At 55.7% G+C, this 25,551-nt stretch carries 18 protein-coding genes; 10 read left to right on the top strand and 8 right to left on the bottom strand.

What is annotated here, in order from left to right; genetic code table 11:
- Positions 1 to 85: 85 nt before the first annotated feature.
- Both ACSIPU_RS11700 and msrA read right to left on the bottom strand, forming a co-directional pair.
- Positions 86 to 1,429, bottom strand: coding sequence for a hemolysin family protein (locus tag ACSIPU_RS11700; protein WP_004109043.1), 1,344 nt, complete (start codon positions 1,427 to 1,429; stop codon positions 86 to 88).
- A gap of 185 nt (positions 1,430 to 1,614) precedes the next feature.
- A complete protein-coding gene (gene msrA, locus ACSIPU_RS11695) occupies positions 1,615 to 2,253 on the bottom strand; it encodes a peptide-methionine (S)-S-oxide reductase MsrA (protein WP_004109039.1) in 639 nt (212 codons plus the stop codon).
- 208 nt (positions 2,254 to 2,461) lie between these two features.
- On the opposite strand from msrA, the gene tamA reads away from it, so the two are divergent.
- From tamA to ACSIPU_RS11680, 3 genes are read left to right on the top strand one after another with little or no spacing between them, the layout of a single operon-like run.
- Entirely contained in the window at positions 2,462 to 4,195 is a 1,734-nt protein-coding gene (gene tamA / locus ACSIPU_RS11690) for an autotransporter assembly complex protein TamA (RefSeq protein WP_004109036.1), read from the top strand.
- Positions 4,192 to 7,968 (top strand): autotransporter assembly complex protein TamB, encoded by a 3,777-nt coding sequence (tamB, locus tag ACSIPU_RS11685; RefSeq protein WP_032728789.1) that lies wholly within the window; start codon positions 4,192 to 4,194, stop codon positions 7,966 to 7,968. The genes tamA and tamB overlap by 4 nt, the downstream gene beginning before the upstream one ends.
- 2 nt (positions 7,969 to 7,970) lie before the next feature.
- Positions 7,971 to 8,315 carry a gamma-glutamylcyclotransferase family protein gene (locus ACSIPU_RS11680; RefSeq protein ID WP_004098039.1) on the top strand — a complete coding sequence of 115 codons (345 nt, stop codon included), beginning with the start codon at positions 7,971 to 7,973 and terminating at the stop codon, positions 8,313 to 8,315.
- Between the two features lie 147 nt (positions 8,316 to 8,462).
- Here ACSIPU_RS11680 and ppa read toward each other — a convergent pair whose 3' ends face one another.
- Positions 8,463 to 8,990: an inorganic diphosphatase gene (gene ppa / locus ACSIPU_RS11675; RefSeq protein ID WP_004109025.1), complete on the bottom strand. Its 528-nt coding sequence runs from the start codon at positions 8,988 to 8,990 to the stop codon at positions 8,463 to 8,465.
- A 403-nt stretch (positions 8,991 to 9,393) separates the two neighbouring features.
- On the opposite strand from ppa, the gene ytfQ reads away from it, so the two are divergent.
- The 5 genes from ytfQ (at position 9,394) to ACSIPU_RS11650 (ending at position 14,688) form a co-directional block, all read left to right on the top strand.
- On the top strand, positions 9,394 to 10,350 hold the full coding sequence (ytfQ, locus tag ACSIPU_RS11670) for a galactofuranose ABC transporter, galactofuranose-binding protein YtfQ (protein WP_004109022.1): 957 nt from the start codon (positions 9,394 to 9,396) through the stop codon (positions 10,348 to 10,350).
- A 186-nt stretch (positions 10,351 to 10,536) separates the two neighbouring features.
- Entirely contained in the window at positions 10,537 to 12,039 is a 1,503-nt protein-coding gene (ytfR, locus tag ACSIPU_RS11665; RefSeq protein ID WP_004109019.1) for a galactofuranose ABC transporter, ATP-binding protein YtfR, read from the top strand.
- 10 nt (positions 12,040 to 12,049) lie between these two features.
- Positions 12,050 to 13,075 (top strand): galactofuranose ABC transporter, ATP-binding protein YtfT, encoded by a 1,026-nt coding sequence (gene ytfT, locus ACSIPU_RS11660; protein WP_032705181.1) that lies wholly within the window; start codon positions 12,050 to 12,052, stop codon positions 13,073 to 13,075.
- Positions 13,062 to 14,063 (top strand): galactofuranose ABC transporter, permease protein YjfF, encoded by a 1,002-nt coding sequence (gene yjfF / locus ACSIPU_RS11655; protein ID WP_004109013.1) that lies wholly within the window; start codon positions 13,062 to 13,064, stop codon positions 14,061 to 14,063. The genes ytfT and yjfF overlap by 14 nt, the downstream gene beginning before the upstream one ends.
- A 112-nt stretch (positions 14,064 to 14,175) precedes the next feature.
- Positions 14,176 to 14,688: a DUF2569 domain-containing protein gene (locus ACSIPU_RS11650; RefSeq protein WP_047720436.1), complete on the top strand. Its 513-nt coding sequence runs from the start codon at positions 14,176 to 14,178 to the stop codon at positions 14,686 to 14,688.
- A 36-nt stretch (positions 14,689 to 14,724) separates the two neighbouring features.
- Here ACSIPU_RS11650 and fbp read toward each other — a convergent pair whose 3' ends face one another.
- Complete coding sequence (gene fbp / locus ACSIPU_RS11645) at positions 14,725 to 15,723, bottom strand: class 1 fructose-bisphosphatase (protein ID WP_004109008.1); 999 nt, start codon at positions 15,721 to 15,723, stop codon at positions 14,725 to 14,727.
- Between the two features lie 175 nt (positions 15,724 to 15,898).
- Between fbp and mpl the strand changes: the two genes are divergently transcribed.
- Both mpl and ACSIPU_RS11635 read left to right on the top strand, forming a co-directional pair.
- Positions 15,899 to 17,272, top strand: a complete 1,374-nt coding sequence (gene mpl, locus ACSIPU_RS11640) for a UDP-N-acetylmuramate:L-alanyl-gamma-D-glutamyl-meso-diaminopimelate ligase (protein ID WP_004109005.1) — start codon at positions 15,899 to 15,901, stop codon at positions 17,270 to 17,272.
- Positions 17,273 to 17,328: 56 nt separating this feature from the next.
- Positions 17,329 to 17,928, top strand: a complete 600-nt coding sequence (locus ACSIPU_RS11635; RefSeq protein ID WP_047720435.1) for a GNAT family N-acetyltransferase — start codon at positions 17,329 to 17,331, stop codon at positions 17,926 to 17,928.
- 192 nt (positions 17,929 to 18,120) lie between these two features.
- On the opposite strand, the gene ACSIPU_RS11630 is transcribed toward ACSIPU_RS11635, so the two are convergent.
- The 4 genes from ACSIPU_RS11630 to adhE form a co-directional block, all read right to left on the bottom strand.
- Positions 18,121 to 19,329, bottom strand: coding sequence for an aldose 1-epimerase family protein (locus ACSIPU_RS11630; protein ID WP_016809346.1), 1,209 nt, complete (start codon positions 19,327 to 19,329; stop codon positions 18,121 to 18,123).
- Positions 19,330 to 19,654: 325 nt separating this feature from the next.
- Positions 19,655 to 20,797, bottom strand: a complete 1,143-nt coding sequence (locus ACSIPU_RS11625) for an iron-containing alcohol dehydrogenase (RefSeq protein WP_196557788.1) — start codon at positions 20,795 to 20,797, stop codon at positions 19,655 to 19,657.
- 261 nt (positions 20,798 to 21,058) lie between these two features.
- Positions 21,059 to 22,570, bottom strand: a complete 1,512-nt coding sequence (locus tag ACSIPU_RS11620) for a CoA-acylating methylmalonate-semialdehyde dehydrogenase (protein WP_196557790.1) — start codon at positions 22,568 to 22,570, stop codon at positions 21,059 to 21,061.
- 108 nt (positions 22,571 to 22,678) lie between these two features.
- Complete coding sequence (gene adhE / locus ACSIPU_RS11615) at positions 22,679 to 25,345, bottom strand: bifunctional acetaldehyde-CoA/alcohol dehydrogenase (protein ID WP_163525014.1); 2,667 nt, start codon at positions 25,343 to 25,345, stop codon at positions 22,679 to 22,681.
- Positions 25,346 to 25,551 lie beyond the last annotated feature (206 nt).

Here is a 25,551-nt window from a genome sequence, read left to right as displayed (position 1 = left end):
TGACGAGATTGCGATCTTTATTGGCCGGGCAAGGCGTTAGCCGCCGCCCGGCAACAGGGGGGAGAACAGCGTTCGCGAGAAAGCGTTACGCTGACTCTTTATCACTGTTCGCCGCGTCCGGCAGCTTGGGCACCAGCACCGTCGGCTTATTGTCGATGCGGGTCACCAGCAGCTGATCGATGCGGTAGTTGTCGATATCCACCACCTCGAATTTATAGCCGGAGAACTTCACCGCGTCGGTCCGCTTGGGAATTTTACGCAGCATAAACATCATAAAGCCGCCAATAGTCTCGTAATTTCCGGACTGTGGGAAATCATCGATATCCAGCACCCGCATCACGTCGTCGATCGGCGTGCCGCCGTCAATCAGCCAGGAGTTCTCATCGCGTGCGACGATCTGCTCTTCCAGGCCCTGGCCGACCAGATCGCCCATCAGGGTGGTCATCACGTCGTTAAGGGTGATAATCCCGACGACCAGCGCATACTCGTTCATGATCACGGCGAAGTCTTCACCGGCGGTTTTAAAGCTTTCCAGCGCTTCAGACAGCGTCAGGGTATCCGGGACAATCAGCGTATTGCGAATCTGCACGCCGCCGGTCAGCACCAGGCTTTGGTTCGCCAGCACGCGGTTCAGCAGGTCTTTGGAGTCAACGTAGCCGATGATGTGGTCGATATCTTCGTTACACACCAGGAACTTAGAGTGCGGATGCTCTGCAACCTTATTCTTCAGGCTCTGTTCATCTTCATGGAGATCGAACCAGATGACGTTTTCACGCGAAGTCATGGACGAAGGCACGGTGCGCGACTCCAGCTCAAACACGTTCTCAATCAGCTCATGCTCCTGCTTACGCAGCACCCCGGCCAGCGCGCCGGCTTCCACTACGGCGTAAATATCATCGGAGGTAATGTCGTCTTTACGCACCATCGGAATTTTGAACAGGCGGAAGATGTTGTTGGCCATGCCGTTGAACAACCACACCAGCGGGCGGAAGAGAAACAGGCAGAAGCGCATCGGGTTGATGATGCGTAAAGCGACGGCTTCAGGCGCAATCATACCGATGCGTTTCGGGGTCAGGTCAGCAAACAGAATGAACAGGCTGGTGACCAGGGTAAAGGAGATAATAAAGCTCAGCTGCTCGGAGAGCTCGGGGGACATATAGCGACTAAAGAGGCCGTGAAACGCCGGCGAAAATGCAGCATCGCCGACGATACCGCCGAGAATCGCTACCGCGTTGAGGCCGATTTGCACCACGGTAAAGAACATACCGGGGTTTTCCTGCATCTTCAGCACGCGTTGAGCGTTGACGTTGCCGTCATCGGCCAGCAGCTTGAGTTTGATTTTACGTGATGCGGCCAGCGAGATTTCCGATATCGAAAAGAACGCACTGACGGCTATCAGACAAAGTATTACTAAAATACTGTTTAACATATCTTATCTGACCGTTGAGATCAGATCCTCGGAAGGGAAGTGGATAACGCTAAGTGGAATTCACAAAAAGCCGGTCCGAAGGCTCTGGACCGGCGATAACACGGCGTAGTATAGCGTAAGGTACTGTAAAGCCGCCAGAGCGTAAATTATTCAATCCGGCAGCCTGCTATTACGGGTCAACGGCATCAGGGCTGCGGCGGTAAACAAACCCCAATCCCGCCGATACCGCAGTATCCGTAGGGGTTTTTATGCAGATACTGCTGATGATCGTCTTCCGCATAATAGAACGGCTTTGCCGTGGCGATCTCGGTGGTGATAGCGCGCGGGTCGTTGGCTTCCTTCATTGCCGCCTGGAAACGCGCGAGGCTGGCTTTCGCGGCTTCGCTCTGTTCCGGCGTCAGCGGATAAATAGCGGAACGATACTGCGTGCCGCGGTCGTTACCCTGCTGCATGCCCTGCGCCGGGTCGTGATTTTCCCAGAAGACCTGAAGCAGCTGCTCATAGCTGATAACCTGCGGATCGTAGACCACGCGCACGGCCTCAGCATGGCCCGTCTCGCCGCTGCAAACTTCACGATAGGTGGGGTTTGGCGTGTAGCCGCCGGTGTAACCTGCGGCGGTGCTATAAACGCCGGGCAGTTGCCAGAACAGGCGTTCGACGCCCCAGAAACAGCCCATGGCGAACAGAGCGACTTCCATTCCGGCGGGGACGTTGGTCATCGAATGGCCATTGACGGCGTGGAGCGTAGCCACCGGCATCGGCGTATTGCGTCCCGGCAGCGCGTCCGCTTGGGCGACAAGATGCGTTTTATCAAATAGACTCACGGTGGGCCTCTCTAACAGAAAATGTGGTTAAGGTTGTAACCAAGCGTGACTTTTAACACAATAACCACGCTTAATACGTCTAGATTTAAACATAAGAATTATTTGGGTTAACGTCTATTTTTCAACCCTTAGTTGTTAGGGTTTTGTTAAGCCGTGGAGCGGCACTTTCGTTTCCTTCGGGGGGAAACAAGGATATTCAGGAGAAAACGTGCTACAAATCCGCCAGTTATGTATCACCAGCCTTTTGCTGGTCAGCGGGGTCGCCAGCGCAGCGAACGTGCGTTTGCAGGTTGAGGGGTTATCCGGGGAACTGGAAAAAAACGTCCGCGCCCAACTCTCTACGATCCAGAGCGATGAAGTTACGCCGGACCGGCGCTTTCGCGCGCGCGTGGATGATGCTATCCGCGAAGGTCTGAAAGCGCTCGGCTACTATGAGCCCACCATCGATTTTGATTTACGTCCGCCGCCGGCGAAGGGGCGCCAGGTACTGATCGCCAAAGTCACGCCTGGCGAACCGGTGCGCATTGGCGGTACGGAAGTCATTTTACGCGGCGGAGCCCGAACCGATCGCGACTATCTGGATTTGTTAAACACGCGACCGGCCATCGGTACCATCCTCAATCACGGTGATTATGACAGCTTTAAAAGCTCTCTGACCCGGGTCGCGCTGCGTAAGGGCTACTTCGATAGCGAGTTTAATAAAAGCCAGCTTGGGGTTTCTCTTGACCGTCATCAGGCCTTCTGGGATATCGACTACAACAGCGGCGAGCGCTACCGCTTTGGCCCGGTGACCTTTGAGGGCTCGCAAATTCGCGACGAATATCTGCAAAATCTGGTGCCGTTTAAGCAGGGCGACTATTACACCTCGCAGGATCTCGCCGAACTCAACCGCCGCCTGGCGGCGACCGGCTGGTTCAGTTCCGTCGTCGTGGCGCCGCAGTTTGAGAAGTCCCGCCAGACGAAAGTGTTGCCTTTGCAGGGCGTGGTTTCTCCGCGCAAAGAGAATACTGTTGAGACCGGGGTCGGCTACTCAACCGACGTCGGGCCGCGCGTCAAAGGGACCTGGAGAAAGCCGTGGATGAACTCCTACGGCCACAGCCTGACCTCCAGCCTCAGCCTGTCCGCTCCTGAACAGCAGCTTGATTTCAGCTACAAGGTACCGCTGCTAAAAAGCCCGCTTGAACAGTACTACCTGATGCAGGGCGGCTTTAAGCGTACCGATCTCAATGATACCCAGGCGGATTCTACCACCCTGGCCGTGTCGCGCTATTGGGAGATGTCGAGCGGCTGGCAGCGCGCGCTGAACCTGCGCTGGAGTCTCGACCACTTTACCCAGGCCAACGTCACCAATACCACGATGCTGATCTATCCCGGCGTGTCGGTGAACCGGACCCGTTCTCGCGGCGGCCTGATGCCGACCTGGGGCGATTCACAGCGCTATTCGGTGGACTACTCCAACACCATGTGGGGCTCGGATATTAACTTTATCGTGATGCAGGCGCAGGACGTCTGGATCCGCACCCTTTATGACCGCCACCGCTTCGTGGTACGCGGCAACCTTGGCTGGATTGAGGCCGATAACTTCAGCAAAGTCCCGCCGGATCTGCGTTTCTTCGCCGGTGGCGACCGCAGCATTCGCGGTTATAAATACAAATCTATCTCGCCAAAAGATGATGACGGCAAGCTGATGGGGGCTTCGAAGCTGGCCACCGGCTCGCTGGAGTATCAGTACAACGTGAGCGGCAAATGGTGGGGCGCGGTGTTCGTCGATAGCGGCGAAGCGGTGAGCGATATCCGCGAAAGCAACTTTAAAACCGGCGCTGGCCTCGGCGTACGCTGGCAGTCCCCGGTCGGTCCAATCAAGCTGGATATCGCCAGACCGATCGGTGACAAAGAAGAACACGGTTTACAGTTTTATATCGGCCTGGGGCCTGAATTATGAGTTTATGGAAGAAGATAAGCCTCGGCGTACTGATTTTTCTGGTGCTGCTGCTGGGGACGGTAGGATTCCTGGTGGGGACGACGACTGGCCTGCATCTGGTTATCAAAGCCGCCGATCGCTGGGTCCCTGGGCTGGAAATTGGCAAAGCCACCGGCGGCTGGCGCGATCTGACGCTGGAGAACGTGCGCTTTGAGCAGCCGGGCGTGGCGGTCACCGCCGGGCAGTTCCACCTTGGCGTTAAGCTACGCTGCCTGTGGGACAGTAGCCTGTGCGTCAACGATATTTCTCTGCGCGATATCTATGTGGCGATCGATACCAGCAAAATGCCGCCAGCGGCGCCGGTTGAAGAAGAAGATAGCGGACCGCTGAATCTCTCCACGCCTTACCCCATCACCCTGAGCCGGGTGGCGCTGCATAACGTCAACGTGAAAATTGACGATACGGCCGTTTCGCTGCGCGATTTTTCCACGGGGCTTAACTGGCAAGAGAAAAACCTGACCCTGACGCCAACCTCGCTGCAGGGGCTGCTTATCGCGCTGCCGAAGGTGGCGAAAGTGGCCCAGGAGCAGGTCGTTGAGCCGAAAATTGACAATCCGCAGCCGGAAGAAAAGCCGCTCGGCGAGACGATGAAAGACCTGTTCTCGAAGCCGGTGCTGCCGGAAATGACCGATGTCCATCTGCCCTTGAATCTCAATATTCAGGAGTTTCGCGGCGAGCAGCTGCGTCTGACCGGCGATACCGATATGACCATCTACTCGCTGCTGCTCAAAGTCAGCAGCATTGATGGGCAGATGAAGCTGGACGCGCTGGACGTGGATTCTGACCAGGGCAAAGTGACGGCTTCCGGTAATGCACAACTGCAGGATAACTGGCCGGTCGATATCACCCTCAACGGTACGCTGAATGTAGACCCGCTCAAGGGCGAGAAAGTGCAGCTCAAAGTGGGCGGCGAAGTGCGTAAAAAGCTCACGCTCGGCGTGGATCTGAACGGCCCTGTCGCCATGACGCTGCGCGCCGAAACGCAGCTGGCGGAGGCCGGCCTGCCGCTGGATATGGAGGTGAAAAGCAAGCAGCTTTACTGGCCATTTACCGGCGAGAAAGCGTATCAGGCTGACGACCTACTGCTGAAATTTAACGGCAAGATGACCGACTACACGCTGGCCTTCAGCACCGCGGTGAAAGGGCAGTCGCTGCCGCCAGCGAAAATTAGCCTGAACGCGAAGGGCAACGAGCAGCAGGTGAATCTCGACAAGCTCACCGTCGCCGCCCTCGAAGGAAAAACCGAGTTGAAAGCGCTGCTCGACTGGCAGCAGGCGATCAGCTGGCGCGGCGAACTGACGCTTAACAGTATCAACACCGCTAAAGAGGTACCGGACTGGCCGTCGAAGCTCAACGGACTGATTAAGACCCAGGGCAGCCTGTACGGCGGCAGCTGGCAGATGTCGGTACCGGAGCTGAAAATCACCGGTAACGTGAAGCAAAACAAAGTCGACGTGAGCGGTTCGCTGCAGGGCAACAGCTATATGCAGTGGAAAATCCCCGGCCTGCATCTGGCTCTGGGCCCCAACAGCGCCGACGTGAAAGGCGAGCTGGGAGTTAAAGATCTTAACCTCGACGCCACCATTGACGCGCCGCATCTCGATAACGCCCTGCCGGGCCTGGGCGGGACGGCGAAGGGATTAGTAAAAGTTCGCGGCACCGTCGATGCACCGCAGCTGCTGGCGGATATCACCGCCCGGGCGCTGCGCTGGCAGGAGCTATCGGTGGCTCAGGTGAACGTGAAGGGCGATGTGAAATCCACCGACCAGATTGGCGGTCATCTTGACGTACGCGTGGACCGCATTAGCCAGCCGGGCGTGAATATCAGCCTGGTGCAGCTCAACGCGAAGGGCAACGAGAAACAGCACGACCTGCAGCTGCGGGTGCAGGGCGATCCGGTTTCCGGACAGCTGTCGCTGGCAGGCAGTTTTGACCGCAAAGAGGAGCGCTGGAAAGGCACGCTGAGCAATACCCGCTTCCAGACGCCGGTAGGGCCGGTGGCGCTGACGCGCAACATCGCGCTGGATTACCGTAACCTCGAGCAGAAAATCAGCATTGGACCGCACTGCTGGACTAACCCGAATGCCGAACTGTGCGTACCGCAGACCATTGACGCCGGCGCGAGCGGGCGCGCGGTAGTGAATCTCAACCGTTTCGACCTGGCGATGCTGAAGCCGTTTATGCCGGAAGAGACGCAGGCCAGCGGCGTGTTTAGCGGCAATGCCGACGTGAGCTGGGACACCACCAAAGAGGGGCTACCGCAGGGCAAGGTCACCCTGAGCGGACGTAACGTGAAGGTGACCCAGACGGTCAACGACGCGCCGCTGCCGGTGGCGTTCGATACCCTGAATCTTACGGCCGATCTGCACAACAATCGCGCCCAGCTGGGCTGGCTGATTCGCCTGACCAACAATGGTCAACTGGATGGGCAGGTGCAGGTCACCGATCCGCAGGGCCGACGTAATCTGGGCGGGAACGTGAATATCAGCAACTTCTCGCTGGCGATGATCAACCCTATCTTCTCGCGCGGTGAAAAGGCGGAAGGGCGGCTCAATGCGCGTCTGACGCTGGGCGGCAACGTACAGAGCCCGCAGCTGTACGGGCAGATGCAGCTGAATGGCGTGGATATTGACGGCAACTTTATGCCGTTCGATATGCAGCCGAGCCAGCTGGCGATGAATTTCACCGGTACCCGCTCGACCCTACAAGGGACGGTGAATACCAGCCAGGGCCATATTGCGCTCAGCGGTAACGCCGACTGGACGCAGATTGACAACTGGCGCGCGCAGATTGCCGCGAAGGGCAGCCGGGTGCGGATAACCGTGCCGCCGATGGTGCGCCTGGATGTTTCGCCAGATGTCGTCTTTACCGCCACGCCAAGCCTGTTTAACCTGGATGGTAGCGTTGACGTGCCCTGGGCAAGAATCGTCGTCAATGAAGTGCCGGAAAGCGCCGTTGGGGTCTCTTCTGACGAAGTCATGCTGGATAAAAATCTGCAGCCGATTAAGCAGCAGAGCGCCGGTATTCCGATTAACAGCAACCTGACGATTCATGTAGGCAACAACGTTCGCCTCGACGCCTTTGGGCTGAAAGCGCGTCTGACCGGCGATTTGAAAGTGGCTCAGGATAAACAGGGGCTGGGCCTCAACGGGCAGATTAATATCCCGGAAGGCCGCTTCCATGCCTACGGCCAGGATCTGATCGTGCGTAAAGGCGAACTGCTGTTCTCCGGACCGCCGGATCAGCCGCTGCTGAACATCGAAGCCATTCGTAATCCGGATGCCACGGAAGACGACGTGATCGCCGGCGTTCGCGTGACCGGTTCGGCCGATCAGCCGAAAGCGGAAATTTTCTCCGATCCGGCCATGTCGCAGCAGGAAGCGCTCTCTTACCTGCTGCGCGGGCAGGGTTTGGGCAGCGGACAGAGCGATAGTGCGGCAATGACCTCCATGCTTATTGGTATGGGGGTTGCACAAAGTGGTCAGGTTGTGGGTAAAATCGGCGAGACGTTTGGCGTAAGTAATCTGGCGCTGGATACCGAAGGGGTGGGCGACTCCTCCCAGGTGGTGGTCAGCGGCTACGTGCTGCCGGGTCTGCAGGTAAAATATGGGGTAGGGATCTTTGACTCCCTGGCGACGTTGACGTTACGTTATCGCCTGATGCCTAAGCTATATATGGAAGCCGTGTCTGGCGTAGACCAGGCTCTCGATTTGCTCTATCAGTTTGAGTTTTAGCAATGCGAATATTTGTTTACGGCAGTTTACGACGCAAACAAGGCAACAGCCACTGGATGACCAACGCTCAGTGGCTGGGCGATCATAGTGTCAATGATTATCAACTGTACAGCCTGGGCCACTATCCAGGCGCGGTGCCCGGCGATGGCACGGTACATGGTGAGGTCTATCGTATTGACGCATCGACGCTGGCTGAATTGGATGCGCTGCGTACTAAAGGCGGCGAGTATGCTCGTCACCTGATCCAGACGCCCTACGGTAGCGCCTGGATGTATGTCTATCAGCGCCCCGTTGAGGGCTTCACGCTGATAGAAAGCGGCAACTGGTTGGACAAAGACCAGTATTAATAACGATAACGCCACCTTCGGGTGGCGTTGTTTTTTATGGGGGGATGTTGTCGGCCCGCTAAGGCATCAGCCGCCGCTCAGCAATAGAGCAACGCCAAAAAAAACACCGCCGGAGGCGGTGTTTTTGCGAACCTGAGTGCGGCAGAATTACTTCTTAGCGCGCTCGAAGGAAGCCACGATTTCGGCTTTCGCCGCTTCAGCGTTGTCCCAGCCGTCAACTTTAACCCATTTGCCTGCTTCGAGGTCTTTATAGTGCTCGAAGAAGTGGGTGATCTGCGCTTTCAGCAGTTCCGGCAGGTCGTTCACATCTTTGATGTGATCGTATTCTTTGCTCAGCTTGGTGTGCGGTACCGCAACCAGTTTCGCATCTTCACCGGATTCGTCGGTCATTTTCAGTACGCCAACCGGACGGCAGCGGATAACGGAACCCGGCTGCAGCGGGTACGGCGTCGGGACCAGAACGTCAACCGGGTCGCCGTCCAGGGACAGGGTGTGGTTGATGTAGCCGTAGTTGCACGGATAGAACATCGCCGTGGACATGAAACGGTCAACGAACAGTGCACCGCTCTCTTTGTCGACTTCGTATTTGATAGGATCTGCGTTCGCCGGGATCTCGATCACGACGTAGATGTCTTCCGGCAGATCTTTGCCCGCAGGTACGTTGAGTAAGCTCATGTCTGTTTCCTTTAAAATGTATGGCAAACAAGTGCCCGGTATTATAGCCAACTCACATCGAATGTCTTCGCTTCTTTTTCCCCAGAACGGGTGGGTGGAGTCCGAATTTTTCGGCTTAATACAGCCTGAAAATCCATAAACATAGCCGCATACTGAATAAAATTATGTAACCGTTTTCATTGCATATGCTTGATATCTCAAAGCGCGCAAAATTTCGTCATAAACGGCGAAGCTCGCGCGGGTCGCGAAGCCTCACCGGCTCTCCGCTGAAGAGTAACGCACCGATTAACATCTAGTTAACTTTTTTGAAGTGTGATGTAACGCATTCAGTTACATCTCCGATTGTCTATAGTTTGTCCGCTGGTGAGGCTTTATCCAACAATAACCCTACGAGGATCCTCTTATGTGGAAGCGCTTACTTCTTGTCACCGCAGTTTCCGCAGCTATGTCGTCTATGGCCATGGCTGCCCCTCTGACCGTGGGTTTTTCACAGGTCGGCTCTGAATCCGGCTGGCGTGCGGCAGAAACCAACGTCGCGAAGGAGGAAGCCGCGAAGCGCGGTATCACTCTGAAGATTGCCGATGCGCAGCAAAAACAGGAAAACCAGATTAAAGCCGTCCGCTCTTTTATCGCTCAGGGCGTCGATGCCATCTTCATCGCTCCGGTGGTGGCGACCGGCTGGGAACCGGTACTGAAAGAAGCGAAAGAGGCCAAAATCCCGGTATTCCTGCTCGACCGCTCCATTGATGTTAAAGATAAAGACCTCTACATGACCACCGTGACCGCCAACAACGTGCTGGAAGGCCAGCTGATCGGCGAGTGGCTGGTGAAAACCGTCGATGGCAAACCGTGTAACGTTGTTGAGCTGCAGGGGACCGTAGGCGCCAGCGTGGCGATTGACCGTAAGAAAGGCTTCGCCGAAGCCATTTCTAAAGCCCCTAATATCAAAATTATCCGTTCCCAGTCCGGCGACTTTACCCGCAGTAAGGGCAAAGAAGTGATGGAAAGCTTTATCAAAGCGGAGAACAACGGCAAGAACATCTGCATGGTTTACGCCCATAACGACGACATGGTGATTGGCGCTATTCAGGCGATTAAAGAAGCCGGGCTGAAGCCGGGCAAAGATATCCTCACCGGCTCTATCGACGGCGTGCCGGATATTTATAAAGCGATGATGGCCGGTGAAGCTAACGCCAGCGTCGAGCTGACGCCGAATATGGCCGGCCCGGCGTTCGATGCGCTGGAGAAATACAAAAAAGACGGCACCCTGCCTGAAAAAGTCACCATCACTCAATCGACGCTCTACCTGCCGGATACGGCGAAAGAAGAGTTAGAGAAGAAGAAAAATATGGGCTACTGAGTCGTAGCTAAGAACAGGCCACGTTCCCGGTGGTGCTACGCTGACCGGGCTACAGTTTCACCGCCGTCTGCGGAGCGGGTAGCCCGGACAGGCGCGCAGCGCCGCCTCCGGGATTTCCCCGGTCGCTATAGCACGGCTGATTTCCCTCTCCTCCCCTCGGGGAGAGGGCAAAGGTGAGGGGGGAGCATGAACGGCGAATCGCATCAGGAAATCCTTCGTACGGAAGGGCTCAGCAAGTTTTTCCCCGGCGTGAAAGCGCTGGATAACGTTAATTTCAGCCTGCGCCGGGGCGAAATCATGGCTCTGCTAGGCGAAAACGGCGCGGGTAAATCTACCCTGATTAAAGCGCTGACCGGCGTCTATCACGCCGACCGCGGGACAATCTGGCTGGAAGGCCAGGCGATTTCGCCGAAAAACACCGCCCATGCCCAACAACTGGGGATTGGTACCGTCTATCAGGAAGTGAACCTGCTGCCTAACATGTCGGTGGCGGATAATCTGTTTATCGGCCGTGAGCCCCGGCGTTTTGGCCTGCTGCGGCGTAAAGAGATGGAAAAGCGCGCCACCGCGCTGATGGCATCCTACGGTTTTTCCCTTGATGTACGCGAGCCGCTGAACCGCTTTTCGGTGGCGATGCAGCAGATTGTCGCCATCTGCCGGGCGATTGACCTGTCAGCAAAAGTGTTAATTCTTGATGAACCGACCGCCAGCCTGGATACCCAGGAGGTGGAGATGCTCTTCACCTTGATGCGCCAGCTGCGCGATAGCGGGGTCAGCCTGATTTTCGTCACCCATTTCCTCGACCAGGTTTACGCCGTCAGCGATCGTATCACCGTGCTGCGCAACGGCGGTTTTGTCGGCTGCCGGGAAACCCGCGAGCTGCCGCAAATTGAGCTGGTGAAGATGATGCTGGGCCGCGAGCTGGAGCATAACGCCCTGCAGCGCGCGGGCCGCACCCTGCTCAGCGATAAGCCGGTGGCCGCCTTCGAAGATTTTGGCAAAAAAGGCACCATTGCACCGTTTAGTCTGCAGGTCCGTCCCGGTGAAATCGTCGGCCTGGCGGGTCTGTTAGGCTCGGGGCGCACGGAAACGGCGGAGGTAATCTTCGGCATTAAACCCGCCGACAGCGGCAAAGCGTGGATCAAAGGCAAGCCGCAAACCCTGCGCTCGCCGCATCAGGCATCCTGTCTCGGGATCGGCTTCTGCCCGGAGGACCGCAAAACCGACGGCATTATCGCCGCCGCCTCGGTGCGGGAAAATATTGTTCTCGCGCTACAGGCGCAGCGCGGCTGGCTGCGGCCGATTGGGCGGCGCGAACAAAATGAGATTGCCGAACGTTTTATTCGTCAGCTGGGTATTCGTACCCCCAGCGCCGAACAGCCGATCGAATTTCTCTCCGGCGGTAATCAGCAAAAGGTACTTCTCTCCCGCTGGCTGCTGACGAAACCGCAGTTCCTGATCCTCGATGAACCCACCCGCGGTATTGACGTGGGTGCCCACGCCGAGATCATCCGCCTGATCGAAACCCTGTGCGCCGATGGTCTGGCGCTGCTGGTTATTTCTTCAGAGCTGGAAGAGCTGGTGGGTTACGCCGATCGGGTGATTATCATGCGCGATCGCCAGCAGGTGGCGGAGCTGGCTCTGAGCGAGCTCTCCGTGCCGGCGATCATGAACGCTATTGCGGCATAAGGAGTAACCGATGATGCCTCAATCTGTTCCGAAAACCGGCCAGCCGAAACGGCGCGTTAACTGGCCCAAAGGGATGCCGCAGATCCTTGCGCTGCTGCTGGTGCTGGTGGTTGACAGCCTGGTCGCCCCGCATTTCTACCAGATCGTGCTCCAGGAGGGGCGACTGTTCGGCAGCCCGATTGATATTTTGAACCGCGCCGCGCCAGTGGCGCTGCTGGCGATCGGCATGACGCTGGTTATCGCCACCGGCGGGATTGACCTCTCCGTCGGGGCGGTGATGGCGATTGCCGGCGCAACGGCGGCGTCGATGACCGTGGCGGGACACAGCCTGCCGGTTGTGCTGCTGGCTTCGCTGGGAGCCGGCGCGCTGGCGGGCCTGTGGAACGGTATCCTTGTGGCGGTGCTGAAGATCCAGCCGTTTGTCGCCACGCTGATCCTGATGGTCGCCGGACGCGGCGTGGCGCAGCTGATCACCTCCGGGCAGATCGTCACTTTTGACTCCCCGCCGCTGGCCTGGCTGGGCAGCGGATCGCTGCTGCTGTTCCCGACGCCGGTGATAATCGCCATCGTTACGCTGGTGCTGTTCTGGCTGTTTACCCGCAAAACCGCGCTGGGGATGTTTATCGAAGCGGTGGGGATTAACATTCGTGCGGCGAAAAACGCTGGGGTAAATACCCGCATCGTCGTGATGCTGGCCTACGTGCTGAGCGGAGTATGCGCGGCCATCGCCGGCATTATCGTCGCGGCGGATATTCGCGGCGCGGATGCCAATAACGCCGGGCTATGGCTGGAGCTGGATGCCATTCTGGCGGTCGTTATCGGCGGCGGCTCGCTGATGGGCGGGCGCTTTAATCTGCTGCTCTCGGTTGTCGGGGCACTGATTATCCAGGGCATGAATACCGGGATCCTGCTGTCCGGTTTCCCGCCGGAGCTTAATCAGGTAGTCAAAGCGGTGGTGGTGCTGTGCGTACTGATCGTCCAGTCGCCGCGCTTTATCAGCATACTGAAGGGGATGCGTGGCCATGATAAAACGTAATTTACCGTTAATGATTACCCTCGCGGTCTTCGTACTGGGATACCTTTACTGCCTGACGCAGTTTCCCGGCTTTGCCTCGACGCGGGTGATCTGCAATATCCTGACCGACAATGCTTTTCTCGGGATCATCGCCGTCGGCATGACGTTCGTGATCCTCTCCGGCGGGATCGATCTGTCGGTGGGGTCGGTGATCGCCTTCACCGGGGTATTCCTCGCCAAAGCGATCGGTTTCTGGGGGATCTCGCCGCTGGTGGCATTTCCGCTAGTGCTGGTGATGGGCTGCGCTTTTGGCGCCTTTATGGGGCTGCTCATCGATGCGTTGAAGATCCCGGCGTTTATCATCACGCTTGCCGGGATGTTTTTTCTGCGCGGCGTCAGCTATCTGGTTTCGGAGGAGTCGATTCCCATCAATCATCCGGTGTATGACGCGCTTTCCGGACTGGCATGGACCATCCCCGGCGGCGGTCGTCTGAGCGCCATGGGGCTGTTGATGCTGCTGGTGGTGATCGGTGGCATTTTTATGGCCCACCGCACCCGCTTTGGCAATCAGGTTTACGCCATTGGCGGCAACGCGACGTCGGCCAACCTGATGGGGATCTCCACGCGGAGCACGACGATTCGCATCTATATGCTCTCTACCGGTCTGGCGACGCTGGCGGGGATCGTCTTCTCTATTTATACCCAGGCGGGTTATGCGCTGGCAGGGGTTGGCGTCGAGCTGGACGCCATTGCTTCGGTGGTGATCGGCGGCACGCTGTTAAGCGGTGGCGTGGGCACGGTTCTCGGCACCCTGTTTGGCGTCGCCATTCAGGGGCTGATTCAAACCTATATCAACTTCGACGGTACGCTTAGTTCATGGTGGACCAAGATCGCCATCGGTATTCTGCTGTTTATCTTTATCGCGCTGCAGCGCGGCCTGACGGTGCTGTGGGAGAATCGGCAGAGTTCGCCGGTGACAAGGGTAAATGTGCGTGCGACTGCTGAGTAGTATTCTGGTTTTTCGCTCAACTTATGTACGTACTCGCCATGTTCATCCATGATAGGTGCCTGATACAACAGGCACCCTGAAAAGGGATATTTTGAGCAAAGGAACGCTATTAATGGATATGGTTGAATGTGAAGGATTATCAGGCAAGTGCGCCAGCTGTGGGCAAAAGGTATTGCCTCCGGCGCGTTATTGCAAAACCTGTAAGGATAAAAAATATACCGGTATCGGCGGCTGGCTTTATCTGCCGGCTTTAACCCTGACGCTCAGCTCGCTTTTACAGATCGTCGGGATATGTAATACGGTAACGGTTTTTCTGGATGTTGAAGAGGAGTTTAGAGCGTTTGCGCTGTTTGAAGCGGCTGGGGCACTATTTCTTTGGTTATTGGTAGTTTATACGACGATGTTGTTTTTCAGGAAGAAACGTCAGTTGCCAAATTATTATACTGTCTGGGTTCTGTTCACCACGATTCTCTACGCCATCGACTGCTGGATTGCTGCGCATTTTTATGGTGTAGGGCTGGAGGTTGAAGATATAAAAATTTTGGCCTCATGCGCGCTGCAGATAATCATCTGGATACCTTATTTCCACCTGTCGAAACGCGTCAAACTCACCTTCGTGAACTAAAGCAAATAGACGCCGGAATTATCCGGCGTCTGAATATTACGCGTCCGGGAACTCTTTAATAAAGTTCTCGACGTCTTCGACCATATGGTTATTGCCGACGAAGAAAGAGCGGCGCTGGTGCAGGCTTTCCGGGATAATATCCAGAATGCGCTCTTTACCGTCGCTGGCCTTGCCGCCCGCCTGTTCAGCGAGGAACGCCATCGGGTTGCACTCGTACAGCAGACGCAGTTTACCGTCCGGGTGGCTGGCGGTGCTCGGGTAGAGGTAGATGCCGCCTTTGAGCAGGTTGCGGTGGAAATCCGCTACCAGCGAGCCGATATAGCGCGAGGTATACGGGCGCTGGGTCTCTTTATCTTCTTCCTGGCAGTACTTGATGTACTTCTTCACGCCCATCGGGAACTTGATGTAGTTACCTTCGTTAATCGAGTAGGTATTCCCCTTTTCCGGGAAGCGCATGCGTTCCTGGCACAGGCAGAACACGCCAAGGGACGGGTCGTAGGTAAAGGCGTGGACGCCGCAGCCGGTGGTATAAACCAGCATCGTCGAGGAACCGTAAACCACATAGCCGGCGGCGACCTGGCGGTTACCCGGCTGCAGGAAGTCTTCTTCGGTGACGGGAGTACCCACCGGCGTGACGCGGCGATAGATAGAGAAAATCGTCCCGACGGAGACGTTAACGTCGATGTTAGAGGAGCCATCCAGAGGGTCCATCAGCACCACGTATTTGGCGTGTTCACAGCCTTCAAAGACGACGATTTCATCTTCTTCTTCAGAGGCGATCCCGGCAACAATATCGCGTGCTCGCAGTGCGGCTTTCAGCTTTTCATTGGCAAACAGGTCGAGTTTTTGCTGCACCTCGCCCTGAACGTTTTCAGCACCGCTGGCACCCAGGATATCGACCAGACCGGCCTTGTTGATATCGCGGTGGATGATCTTGGCGCCTAACTTTATCGCCGACAACAAAGCAGTCAGCTCGCCCGTTGCGTGAGAGAACTCGTGCTGCTTTTCGACAATAAATTCACCTAACGTTTTCATAACCCGTTCCCTGCATGTTTATGTGAAGTAAAACGAACAAAACAATCTTAACAAAGAATAAAAAAAGTTCGCACAGGTGAATCGCGCCAGCAAAATACGGATTCCCCTGAAATGCATTTCTTTCAGCCCCAACATCCCGGTAAACTGTGCTTCAGATAAGAGAAGGAAATGACGAATGCGCATTCATATTTTAGGAATCTGTGGCACGTTTATGGGGGGGCTGGCGATGCTGGCGCGTTCCCTCGGTCATGAGGTAACGGGGTCGGATGCAAACGTCTATCCGCCAATGAGTACCCTGCTGGAAACCCAGGGAATTGAGTTAATTCAAGGATATGATGCCAGCCAGCTGGATCCTCAGCCGGATCTGGTGATCATCGGTAACGCGATGACGCGCGGCAACCCGTGCGTGGAAGCGGTGCTGGAAAATAACATCCCGTATATGTCCGGGCCGCAGTGGCTGCACGACTTTGTCCTGCGCGATCGCTGGGTGCTGGCGGTTGCCGGGACGCATGGTAAAACCACTACTGCCGGAATGGCGACCTGGATCCTTGAAGCCTGCGGCTACAAGCCGGGCTTTGTCATCGGCGGCGTACCGGGCAACTTTGAGGTGTCCGCGCGCCTTGGCGACAGCCCGTTCTTCGTGATTGAAGCCGATGAATACGACTGCGCTTTCTTCGATAAGCGCTCTAAGTTCGTTCACTACTGCCCGCGTACGTTGATTCTCAATAACCTTGAGTTCGACCATGCGGACATTTTTGACGACCTGAAGGCCATCCAGAAACAGTTCCATCATCTGGTGCGCATTGTGCCGGGCAAGGGCAAAATCATTCTGCCTGAGAACGACATCAACCTGAAACAGACGATGGCGATGGGCTGCTGGAGCGAGCAGGAACTGGTCGGCGAACAGGGCCACTGGCAGGCGAAAAAGCTGACCACCGATGCTTCCTCATGGGAAGTGTGGCTGGACGGCGAGAAAGTGGGCGAGGTGAAATGGGCGCTGGTCGGCGAACATAATATGCATAACGGCCTGATGGCCATTGCCGCCGCCCGTCATGTCGGCGTGCTGCCTGCCGATGCGGCCAATGCGCTGGGTAGCTTTATCAACGCCCGCCGCCGTCTGGAACTACGCGGCGAAGCCAACGGCGTCACCGTATACGACGATTTTGCCCACCACCCGACGGCGATTCTGGCGACTCTGCAGGCGCTACGCGGCAAAGTTGGCGGTACCGCGCGAATTCTTGCCGTGCTTGAACCCCGTTCCAACACCATGAAAATGGGCATTTGCAAAGACGACCTGGCGCCGTCTCTCGGTCGTGCCGACGAGGTCTTCCTGCTGCAGCCGCAGCATATTCCGTGGCAGGTAGCTGAAGTAGCTGACGCCTGCGTACAGCCCGCGCACTGGAGCGCCGATGTCGATACGCTGGTGGATATGATTGTGAAGACCGCGCATCCTGGCGACCACATTCTGGTCATGAGCAACGGTGGTTTTGGCGGCATTCATCAGAAGCTGCTCGATAAGCTGGCGAAAAAAGCCGAGGCGGCCGAATAGGCCATTCTCCGCGTTGGTCCGCCCTCCGCGTGAGGGCGGATAGTTACGGATGGTTCATGTTGATTTCACAAAGAGTGACCTCTACCGATTCCGCTTATTTTCCCGCGCTGGACGCCCTGTACGGCAGGGCCTTCCCGTGGCACGAACAGCGTGAAGCCGAGGCTAAACAGCAGGCGCTTGATAATCCCCATTATGTACTGGAAGCCTGGTTCGATGATGGTCTGTTTATCGGCCTGAGCGGCTGCTGGCGGTTTGCTGACTATAGTTACATTGAACATCTGGCCATCGACGATACGTTACGATCGCGTGGCTACGGCAAGCGGCTGTTAGCTGAAATACTTCAGCGTGCGCCGCTGACCATTCTCGAAATCGATCCGCTGACCAGCGAGATTGCCCATAAGCGTCTGCGCTTTTATGAAACCATGGGGTTTTGCGCGAATCCCTGGGCGCATCGCCATCCGACCTATCATCAGGGTATTGCCGATCATGAATTGATCGTGTTGAGCTACCCGCAGCCGATTGATGAGGCGCGGTATCAGCGCTTTGCGCGGGATTTGCGTTTGGTGGTCATGGCTCAGGCTGGTGCGATCGAGGTATTGTCGCCCGGACAAGGTGCGCCAGGCGCCGCCTCCGGGAAAATCCCCGGTTGCGGCTGATGCCTGAGCTGGGCTAAAGGTCCGCGTGTTTTGAGTTTTTGTCGTCCGGACAAGGCGCGTCAAGCGCCGCCTCCGGGAAGCCGTGCGTAATACGGCCTCCGCTTTTCTTCCGGTTCGCGCTGCGCTTAGCCGGACAACAAGTTCACCGCCGTCTGCGTGTTTTGTCGCCCGGAACATGCTTAACGCGTTAAATTACTCTTTCGCGATAGGCGTTTCGTTTTCCGCCACTTTGCTATCGCCCTGAATAGCCGCGATTTTCTTCTCCACCTCGGCAACCTGCTCGCTGCTGTGCAACAGCGTATAGGTCAGATCAAACTGGGCGCTTTCCCCGGGCTGAAGCTGCTTAACGCGTTTTTGCTCCCGCTCGATAGTGACCGGATAGGCGTAGCTGGTGCCTGGCTCAATACCGGTGACGTAACCCTGTTTCTCGGTATCGGTATTTTTCCACAGGGTCAGCACCGGTAGCTGGCGGGTATCAAACTGAATAGATGCCCCTTTATCGCCGGCTTTGTTGACCACTGCGGCTAGCGTTTGATGATTTTCATCCGCCAGAGGCTGCATATTAAACACCATTTCATCGAAATCTTTCGTTGGTCCGGCGTAGGTTTGCCAGCTTTTTAAGCCCGCTTTGGCGTAGTCGTTGAATGGACTGATGCTGGCGATCGGGGCCAGGAAGCGGGCGCCTTCTTCGAGGATCGGCTTGCCAAAGTTGCTGTGATAGATAATTTGATAGTCATGCGGATAGTCGGCATGGTTGGTCAGGACATCGTGCAGGCTAAAGCTATTGCTGCCTGGCACGTAGCGCAGTTCGGTCATGGTCTGCAAATCTGCTTTCTTGAAGGTGCTCTCCTTCACCAGTCCACGAACGCGAATTTCATATGGCGCGGTATCCGCCACTTCAACTTCTACCTGGGAAGCCGGCGTGTTGCCGACTTTGCCGTGCAGGGTGTAAATCTGCCCATCGGCGGTCACCGGGTGGCCTGTCCATTCGTAGCCGCAGCGTACCATCATTTCATTGAAACCCTCCAGCCATCCCAGTCCGTTACGGCTTTCGAGGTTAATAAAGGCGGGATTAACCACTTCTTTGACCGGCGAATCCCAGCCCATTCGCGATCCAAAGCCTTCGATTTTTAGCAGGTTCATGCCGCGGGTCGGGCTAAGCGCGATGGTCAGGCCGTCTTTACTATGGATCACAAGGATTTTACTGCCTTCTTGTTTACCGCCGTGAAGGACTTTTTGCTCAATGCTGAAGTTATGCTCTTTTATCTTCAGCTGATCGCTGGTTATTTGCCAGTTTCCTTTATCTATGCCGCTTTCAGCGCTTGTCAGCACCCACGTTTTTGCCATTACCGGCGTAGAAATAAGCGCGGCAATGGCCGTCAAAGCTAATGTCTTTTTCATTTTTCATCCCTTTTGCTGAATCGATTGTGTCACTGATGCAGGGAATTTAGTTGCAAGTGGATTATGAAAATGTGAAGTGTCTCACCTGGTGAGAAAACAGGCGTTTTTATATTTTTAAATGAGATATAAATCTCTTTTCGTCAGTGATATTGAATTTCGTTGCTGAAATTATGTGATTACTATCGTCTTTTGCTTTAACGATTCAGCTTGGGTTCATTGCAGAAATACCGAGGCGGGATAAAAGGGATGGCTGCAGGGAGTCGCTATTCCCTGCAGCCTTAGGCAACGTGGCTTTACCGTTCACAACATCGCAGCGCTGAGGCTATCAAGCGCCGTAGAATGCCTGGGTGTACAACCCTTTAACGTCCTGAACTGACGGATAGTTAGGATTGGTTAATGTACAGGGATCGTCGACGGCATGGCGACTCATTCGGTCGAGCACATTAACAAAGGTCACTTCATTGATTTCCACTTCGTCACACTGGCTCAGCGTTTTCGGGACGCCCAGCCGTTGATTCAGCGCATTGATCGCGGCAATTAAATTATCCATACCTAATGCGGCTTCCAGCTGACGATATTTTTTGGTGAACTTCGCATTATATTGAATGATATACGGCAACATAATCGCATTCGCCAGACCGTGAGTAATGCCAAATTCACCGCCAATTTTATGCGCCATCGAATGCACTAATCCCAGTGACGCATTGGTGAAGGCGATTCCCGCCAGCGCGGAAGCATTATGCATATGCATGCGGGCATTTAAATCATCGGGTGAGCGCCAGGCGGTTTCCAGATGCTTAAATACCAGCCGAATGGCCTCTACCGCATAAGGGTCGGTAAACGAGTTGGCTGCAGTGGAGACGTAGGCTTCAATCGCATGGGTCAAAACGTCCATGCCGGTGTGAACCGTCACGTGAGGCGGCATTTTTGCCGGAATAGTGGGGTCGAGAATGGCGATATCCGGCACCAGATCGGCGGCAACAATCGGGTATTTGATATGATTTGCCGTATCGGTGATCACCGAGAAGGCGGTGATTTCGGACGCGCTGCCGCTGGTGGAGGGGATCGCCACAAACCGTGCTTTGCTGCGCAGCGGCGGCATGGCACCGACGGGAATAATATCCTCAAACTTCAGCTGCGGATGTTCATAGAAACACCACATAACTTTAGCGGCATCCAGCGCGGAACCGCCGCCAATGGCCACTATCCAGTCAGGTTCAAAGGCCAGCATCGCTTTGGCTCCGCGCCAGACGGTTTTAATGGACGGATTGGGTTCAACATTATCGATAATAATGCACTCTATACCCGCTTTATTGAGTTCGCTGACGGCTTTATCCAGAAAGCCAAAACGCTTCATTGAACTGCCGCCGGTGACTAATGCGGCTTTTTTTCCGCTCAGGGTGGAAAGATGCTCTAAAGCATTTTCGCCATAAATAATACTGCGAGGAATTGAGAAGGCCTGGGTCATAGGAAACTCCATTTAATATTAAGGATTTTTTTAGTGTGCAGTCGTTATTAACGATTCAGCGACACGTGCAGAATAAAAAAATCGAATTAATGCTCCAGATACTGCCGAAGCAATATCTGGAGGGAGCTGACCGTCATATTTCAAGCTGCTTGTACGTTGCCCGCATTTGTTGACCTCAGCCATTTACGCCAGTAAATGACTGAGGATTCGCTGGGTTGCTACCTGTCCCGCAACTCGTTATATGTTGGGTTTAAATGGCTATTAAATCGTACCGTCCCAGGAGTCGACTTTTTCGCGTTTTGCTTCTTCTTCATCAAACCAGCGCGAAGTCACGCATTTGGACTCTGTATAGAAACGAACACCATCTTTGCCCAGGCAGTGCAGGTCGCCGAAGAACGACTGTTTATGACCTGAGAAGGGGAATACGCCGACCGGCACCGGGATGCCGACGTTAATACCGACCATACCGCCGTGGGTGCGTTTCTGGAACTCGCGGGCGTAGTAGCCGCTTTGGGTGAAAATAACCGAGCCGTTGGCAAACGGGTTATTGTTCATTAATTTCAGACCTTCTTCGAAGGTTTTTACCCGCTTAAAGCACAGGACCGGCCCGAAAATTTCCTGCGTCCCGACGCTCATCTCCTCGGTCACGCCATCGAGTATAGTCGGCCCGACATAGAAGCCTTTTTCCTGGCCCGGCACCTTAATATCGCGACCATCGAGCACCAGCTTCGCACCCTCTTCGATGCCTTTATTAATCCAGTTGATGACGGATTGTTTATGGTCTTTAGAAATCACCGGACCCATGTCGGTATCGCGCAGATAGCCGGGGCCGATTTTCAGCTGTTTGGCTTTTTCGACGACGGCGGCAATCAGCCTGTCGGCAATCTCTTCCTGCACCACGACGACCGGCAGCGCCATACAGCGTTCGCCCGCGCAGCCGAACGCGGCGTTGATAATACCGGCGGCGGTACGGTTAATTGGCGCATCGGCCAGCACCAGGGCATGGTTTTTTGCTTCGCACAGCGCCTGGACGCGTTTGCCGTGGGCGGCGGCTTTGGAGTATACGTGCAGGCCGACGGACGTCGAGCCGACGAATGAGACGCCGTTAACGTCCGGATGGGTCAGCAGAATATCGGCTTCGTTACGTGAACAGGTCACGATGTTAATCACGCCATCCGGTACGCCCGCTTCCTGATAGAGTTTGGTGATTTCCATACAGGTCATCGGCGTCATACTGGCCGCTTTAATCACCATAGTGTTACCGGATGCGACGCATAGCGGCGCCATCCATCCCATCGGAATCATCGCCGGGAAGTTAAACGGCACAATGCCGGCGAACACGCCAATCGGCTCACGGTAAAGGTTGGTGTCGATCCCGGCTGACGCGTCCATCAGATTTTCACCCGCCAGCAGAGTCGGGATAGAGCAGGCAAGCTCGGTGCCCTCTTTCGCTTTTAATACATCGCCCTGAGCATCTCCCCAGGCTTTACCGTTTTCTTTCGCCACCAGCTCGGTTAAGCGATCCTGATGCTGGATTAATAATTCACGAACGCGAAACATAATTTGCGAGCGTTTAATCGCCGGAGTATCTGACCACGCCGGAAAGGCTTTGCGCGCCGCGGCAACGGCATCCAGCACTTCTTGCTCGGTGCAGCAGGGGGCCTGAGCCATGACTTCCCCGGTACTTGGGTTATAGACGTCCATATAGCGTTCGGTCTGCGAAACGCGCCATTGACCATCAACGAAATATTTCAGTCTTGGTACAGTAGTCATATTTTTCTCCATGATAATATCTGTCGACTTTCTCTCATAATCAGCCTCTGAGCGGCGGTAAATCACTTACCGCCGGGTCAGCCACTTTCTTGAATATTGAATAAGCGCTTATTTCCGGACAACGGCCTCCGCTTTTTGCGATTTTCCGGCTGCGGTCGGTGATTTTTCAGCGTATTGATTGCCGTAGAAGCTGTCTGTCAGCAGCTGTTTCAATTCAGAAATCAGCGGATAGCGCGGGTTGGCGCCGGTGCACTGGTCATCGAACGCATCTTCCGCCAGCTTATCGACGTGGGCGAGAAAATCGGCCTCCTGCACCCCCGCCTCGCGGATGGATTTTGGTATGCCCAGTTCAGCTTTGAGTGCTTCCAGCCAGCCAAGGAGTTTTTCGATTTTCGCTGCGGTGCGGTCACCCGGTGCAGTCAGACCCAGGTGGTCGGCGATTTCCGCATAGCGACGACGGGCCTGCGGGCGGTCATACTGGCTGAATGCCGTCTGTTTGGTCGGGTTGTCGTTGGCGTTATAGCGAATGACGTTGCAAATCATCAGCGCGTTCGCCAGACCATGAGGAATGTGGAACTGAGAACCCAGTTTGTGCGCCATGGAGTGACATACACCCAGGAAGGCGTTAGCAAACGCAATACCGGCGATCGTTGCAGCACTGTGTACGCGCTCGCGCGCTGCCGGGTTCTTAGAACCTTCATGGTAAGACGCCGGCAGGTTTTCTTTCAGCAGCTTCAGCGCCTGCAGCGCCTGGCCGTCGGAGAACTCGGAAGCCAGTACGGAAACGTAAGCTTCCAGCGCATGGGTCACCGCGTCCAGACCACCGAAGGCGCACAGGGACTTCGGCATTTCCATGACCAGGTTGGCATCAACAATCGCCATATCCGGGGTCAGGGCATAGTCAGCCAGCGGGTACTTCTGCCCGGTGGCGTCATCGGTAACAACGGCGAACGGCGTCACTTCCGAGCCGGTACCAGACGTGGTGGTGATCGCCACCATTTTGGCTTTAACCCCCATTTTCGGGAACTTGTAGATACGTTTACGGATATCCATAAAGCGCAGCGCCAGCTCTTCGAAGTGGGTTTCCGGATGTTCGTACATGACCCACATGATTTTCGCCGCGTCCATCGGGGAGCCGCCGCCCAGGGCGATAATCACGTCCGGTTTGAAAGCGTTCGCCAGCTCAGCGCCTTTACGGACGATGGTCAGAGTCGGGTCAGCTTCCACTTCAAAGAAAACTTCTGTTTCAACGCCAGCCGCTTTCAGTACGGAAGTGATCTGATCCGCGTAGCCGTTGTTAAACAGGAAGCGGTCGGTGACGATCAGCGCGCGTTTGTGACCATCGGTGATCACTTCGTCCAACGCGACTGGCAGTGAGCCCCGACGGAAGTAGACAGATTTCGGAAGTTTGTGCCACAACATGTTTTCAGCTCGCTTAGCCACGGTTTTCTTGTTAATCAGGTGCTTCGGCCCGACGTTTTCCGAGATCGAGTTGCCGCCCCAGGAGCCGCAGCCGAGGGTCAGGGAAGGGGCGAGGCTAAAGTTGTAGAGGTCGCCGATCCCGCCGTGGGAGGTCGGGGTGTTGATCAGGATGCGCGCGGTTTTCATCTTTTCGCCAAACAGCCTGACGCGATCCGCCTGGTTATCCTGGTCGGTATACAGGCAGGAGGTGTGGCCGATGCCGCCCATATCCACCAGCTTCACCGCTTTCTCCACGGCATCGGCGAAATCCTTCGCCCGGTACATGGCGAGCGTGGGCGACAGCTTTTCGTGGGCAAAAGGCTCGCTGTCGTCGATGTCCCGGACTTCGCCAATCAGGATTTTGGTGTCCGCAGGCACCGCGATCCCGGCCATTCCGGCAATATTGACCGCTGACTGCCCGACAATAGCCGCGTTGAGTGCGCCGTTTTTCAGCAGAATCCCCTGCACGGCCTTCAGCTCCTGCCCCTGCAGCAGATAGCCGCCGTGGCTGGCGAAACGTTCGCGTACCGCGTCGTAGGCCGCATCCACGACCACCACCGACTGCTCGGAGGCGCAGATGACGCCGTTATCGAAGGTTTTTGACATCAGAATCGAAGCCACCGCGCGCTTCACGTCGGCGGTTTCATCGATCACCACCGGGGTGTTGCCCGCGCCGACGCCAATCGCCGGTTTACCGGAGCTGTAGGCCGCTTTGACCATGCCCGGCCCGCCGGTGGCGAGGATCAGGTTGATGTCCGGGTGGTGCATCAGGCGGCTGGACAAATCCACGGTCGGCTCGTCAATCCAGCCAATGATATCCGGCGGCGCGCCGGCCTCTACCGCCGCGCGCAGCACGATCTCCGCCGCACGGTTGGTGGCGTTTTTCGCCCGCGGGTGCGGGGAGAAAACGATGCCGTTGCGGGTTTTGAGGCTAATCAGCGACTTAAAAATGGCGGTGGAGGTCGGATTGGTGGTGGGGACAATCCCGCAGATCAGGCCGATGGGTTCGGCAATGGTCATGGTGCCAAAGGCGTCATCTTCAGACAGCACCCCGCAGGTTTTCTCATCTTTATAGGCGTTGTAGATATATTCGGAGGCAAAGTGGTTTTTGATGACTTTATCTTCCACGATGCCCATGCCGGACTCGGCAACCGCCATTTTGGCCAGCGGAATGCGGGCATCGGCGGCGGCCAGCGCGGCGGCGCGGAAGATTTTATCGACCTTCTCCTGAGAAAAGCTGGCATAGGCCTGTTGCGCCTTTCGTACCCGCGCGACCAGGGCATCGAGGTCGTCATTACTGGTGATGAGTGACATAAGTTTTCTCCGTAAGGGATTGAATTCTCTTAAGTAAAACATGTGCCTTTCCTGTAATGACGCCAAACCTTCCGCCACTGCAGATGCCTGGTTTTAATTAACAGAACTGACTGACCAGAAACTTCTCGGGTACCGTTGCGTTTATTCGCTCGCTAGTGAAATTAATTTTTCATTATAATGATGTATGAAATACAAAAACCGTTTTG

The sequence above is a fragment of the Klebsiella sp. HN106 genome (assembly GCF_051209435.1).
Classification (GTDB): Bacteria; Pseudomonadota; Gammaproteobacteria; order Enterobacterales; family Enterobacteriaceae; genus Klebsiella; species Klebsiella oxytoca.
Note: the sequence above shows the minus strand (reverse complement) of the source record. Positions and strands in the feature narration are given on the sequence as shown.

Bases quoted from the DNA above. Each gene is read 5' to 3' on its own strand.
- ACSIPU_RS11700 (WP_004109043.1), bottom strand. From the start codon at position 1,429: ATGTTAAACAGTATTTTAGTAATACTTTGTCTGATAGCCGTCAGTGCG.
- tamB (WP_032728789.1), top strand. From the start codon at position 4,192: ATGAGTTTATGGAAGAAGATAAGCCTCGGCGTACTGATTTTTCTGGTG.
- ACSIPU_RS11680 (WP_004098039.1), top strand. From the start codon at position 7,971: ATGCGAATATTTGTTTACGGCAGTTTACGACGCAAACAAGGCAACAGC.
- ppa (WP_004109025.1), bottom strand. From the start codon at position 8,990: ATGAGCTTACTCAACGTACCTGCGGGCAAAGATCTGCCGGAAGACATC.
- ytfQ (WP_004109022.1), top strand. From the start codon at position 9,394: ATGTGGAAGCGCTTACTTCTTGTCACCGCAGTTTCCGCAGCTATGTCG.
- ytfR (WP_004109019.1), top strand. From the start codon at position 10,537: ATGAACGGCGAATCGCATCAGGAAATCCTTCGTACGGAAGGGCTCAGC.
- ytfT (WP_032705181.1), top strand. From the start codon at position 12,050: ATGATGCCTCAATCTGTTCCGAAAACCGGCCAGCCGAAACGGCGCGTT.
- yjfF (WP_004109013.1), top strand. From the start codon at position 13,062: ATGATAAAACGTAATTTACCGTTAATGATTACCCTCGCGGTCTTCGTA.
- ACSIPU_RS11650 (WP_047720436.1), top strand. From the start codon at position 14,176: ATGGATATGGTTGAATGTGAAGGATTATCAGGCAAGTGCGCCAGCTGT.
- fbp (WP_004109008.1), bottom strand. From the start codon at position 15,723: ATGAAAACGTTAGGTGAATTTATTGTCGAAAAGCAGCACGAGTTCTCT.
- mpl (WP_004109005.1), top strand. From the start codon at position 15,899: ATGCGCATTCATATTTTAGGAATCTGTGGCACGTTTATGGGGGGGCTG.
- ACSIPU_RS11635 (WP_047720435.1), top strand. From the start codon at position 17,329: ATGTTGATTTCACAAAGAGTGACCTCTACCGATTCCGCTTATTTTCCC.
- ACSIPU_RS11630 (WP_016809346.1), bottom strand. From the start codon at position 19,329: ATGAAAAAGACATTAGCTTTGACGGCCATTGCCGCGCTTATTTCTACG.
- ACSIPU_RS11625 (WP_196557788.1), bottom strand. From the start codon at position 20,797: ATGACCCAGGCCTTCTCAATTCCTCGCAGTATTATTTATGGCGAAAAT.
- ACSIPU_RS11620 (WP_196557790.1), bottom strand. From the start codon at position 22,570: ATGACTACTGTACCAAGACTGAAATATTTCGTTGATGGTCAATGGCGC.
- adhE (WP_163525014.1), bottom strand. From the start codon at position 25,345: ATGTCACTCATCACCAGTAATGACGACCTCGATGCCCTGGTCGCGCGG.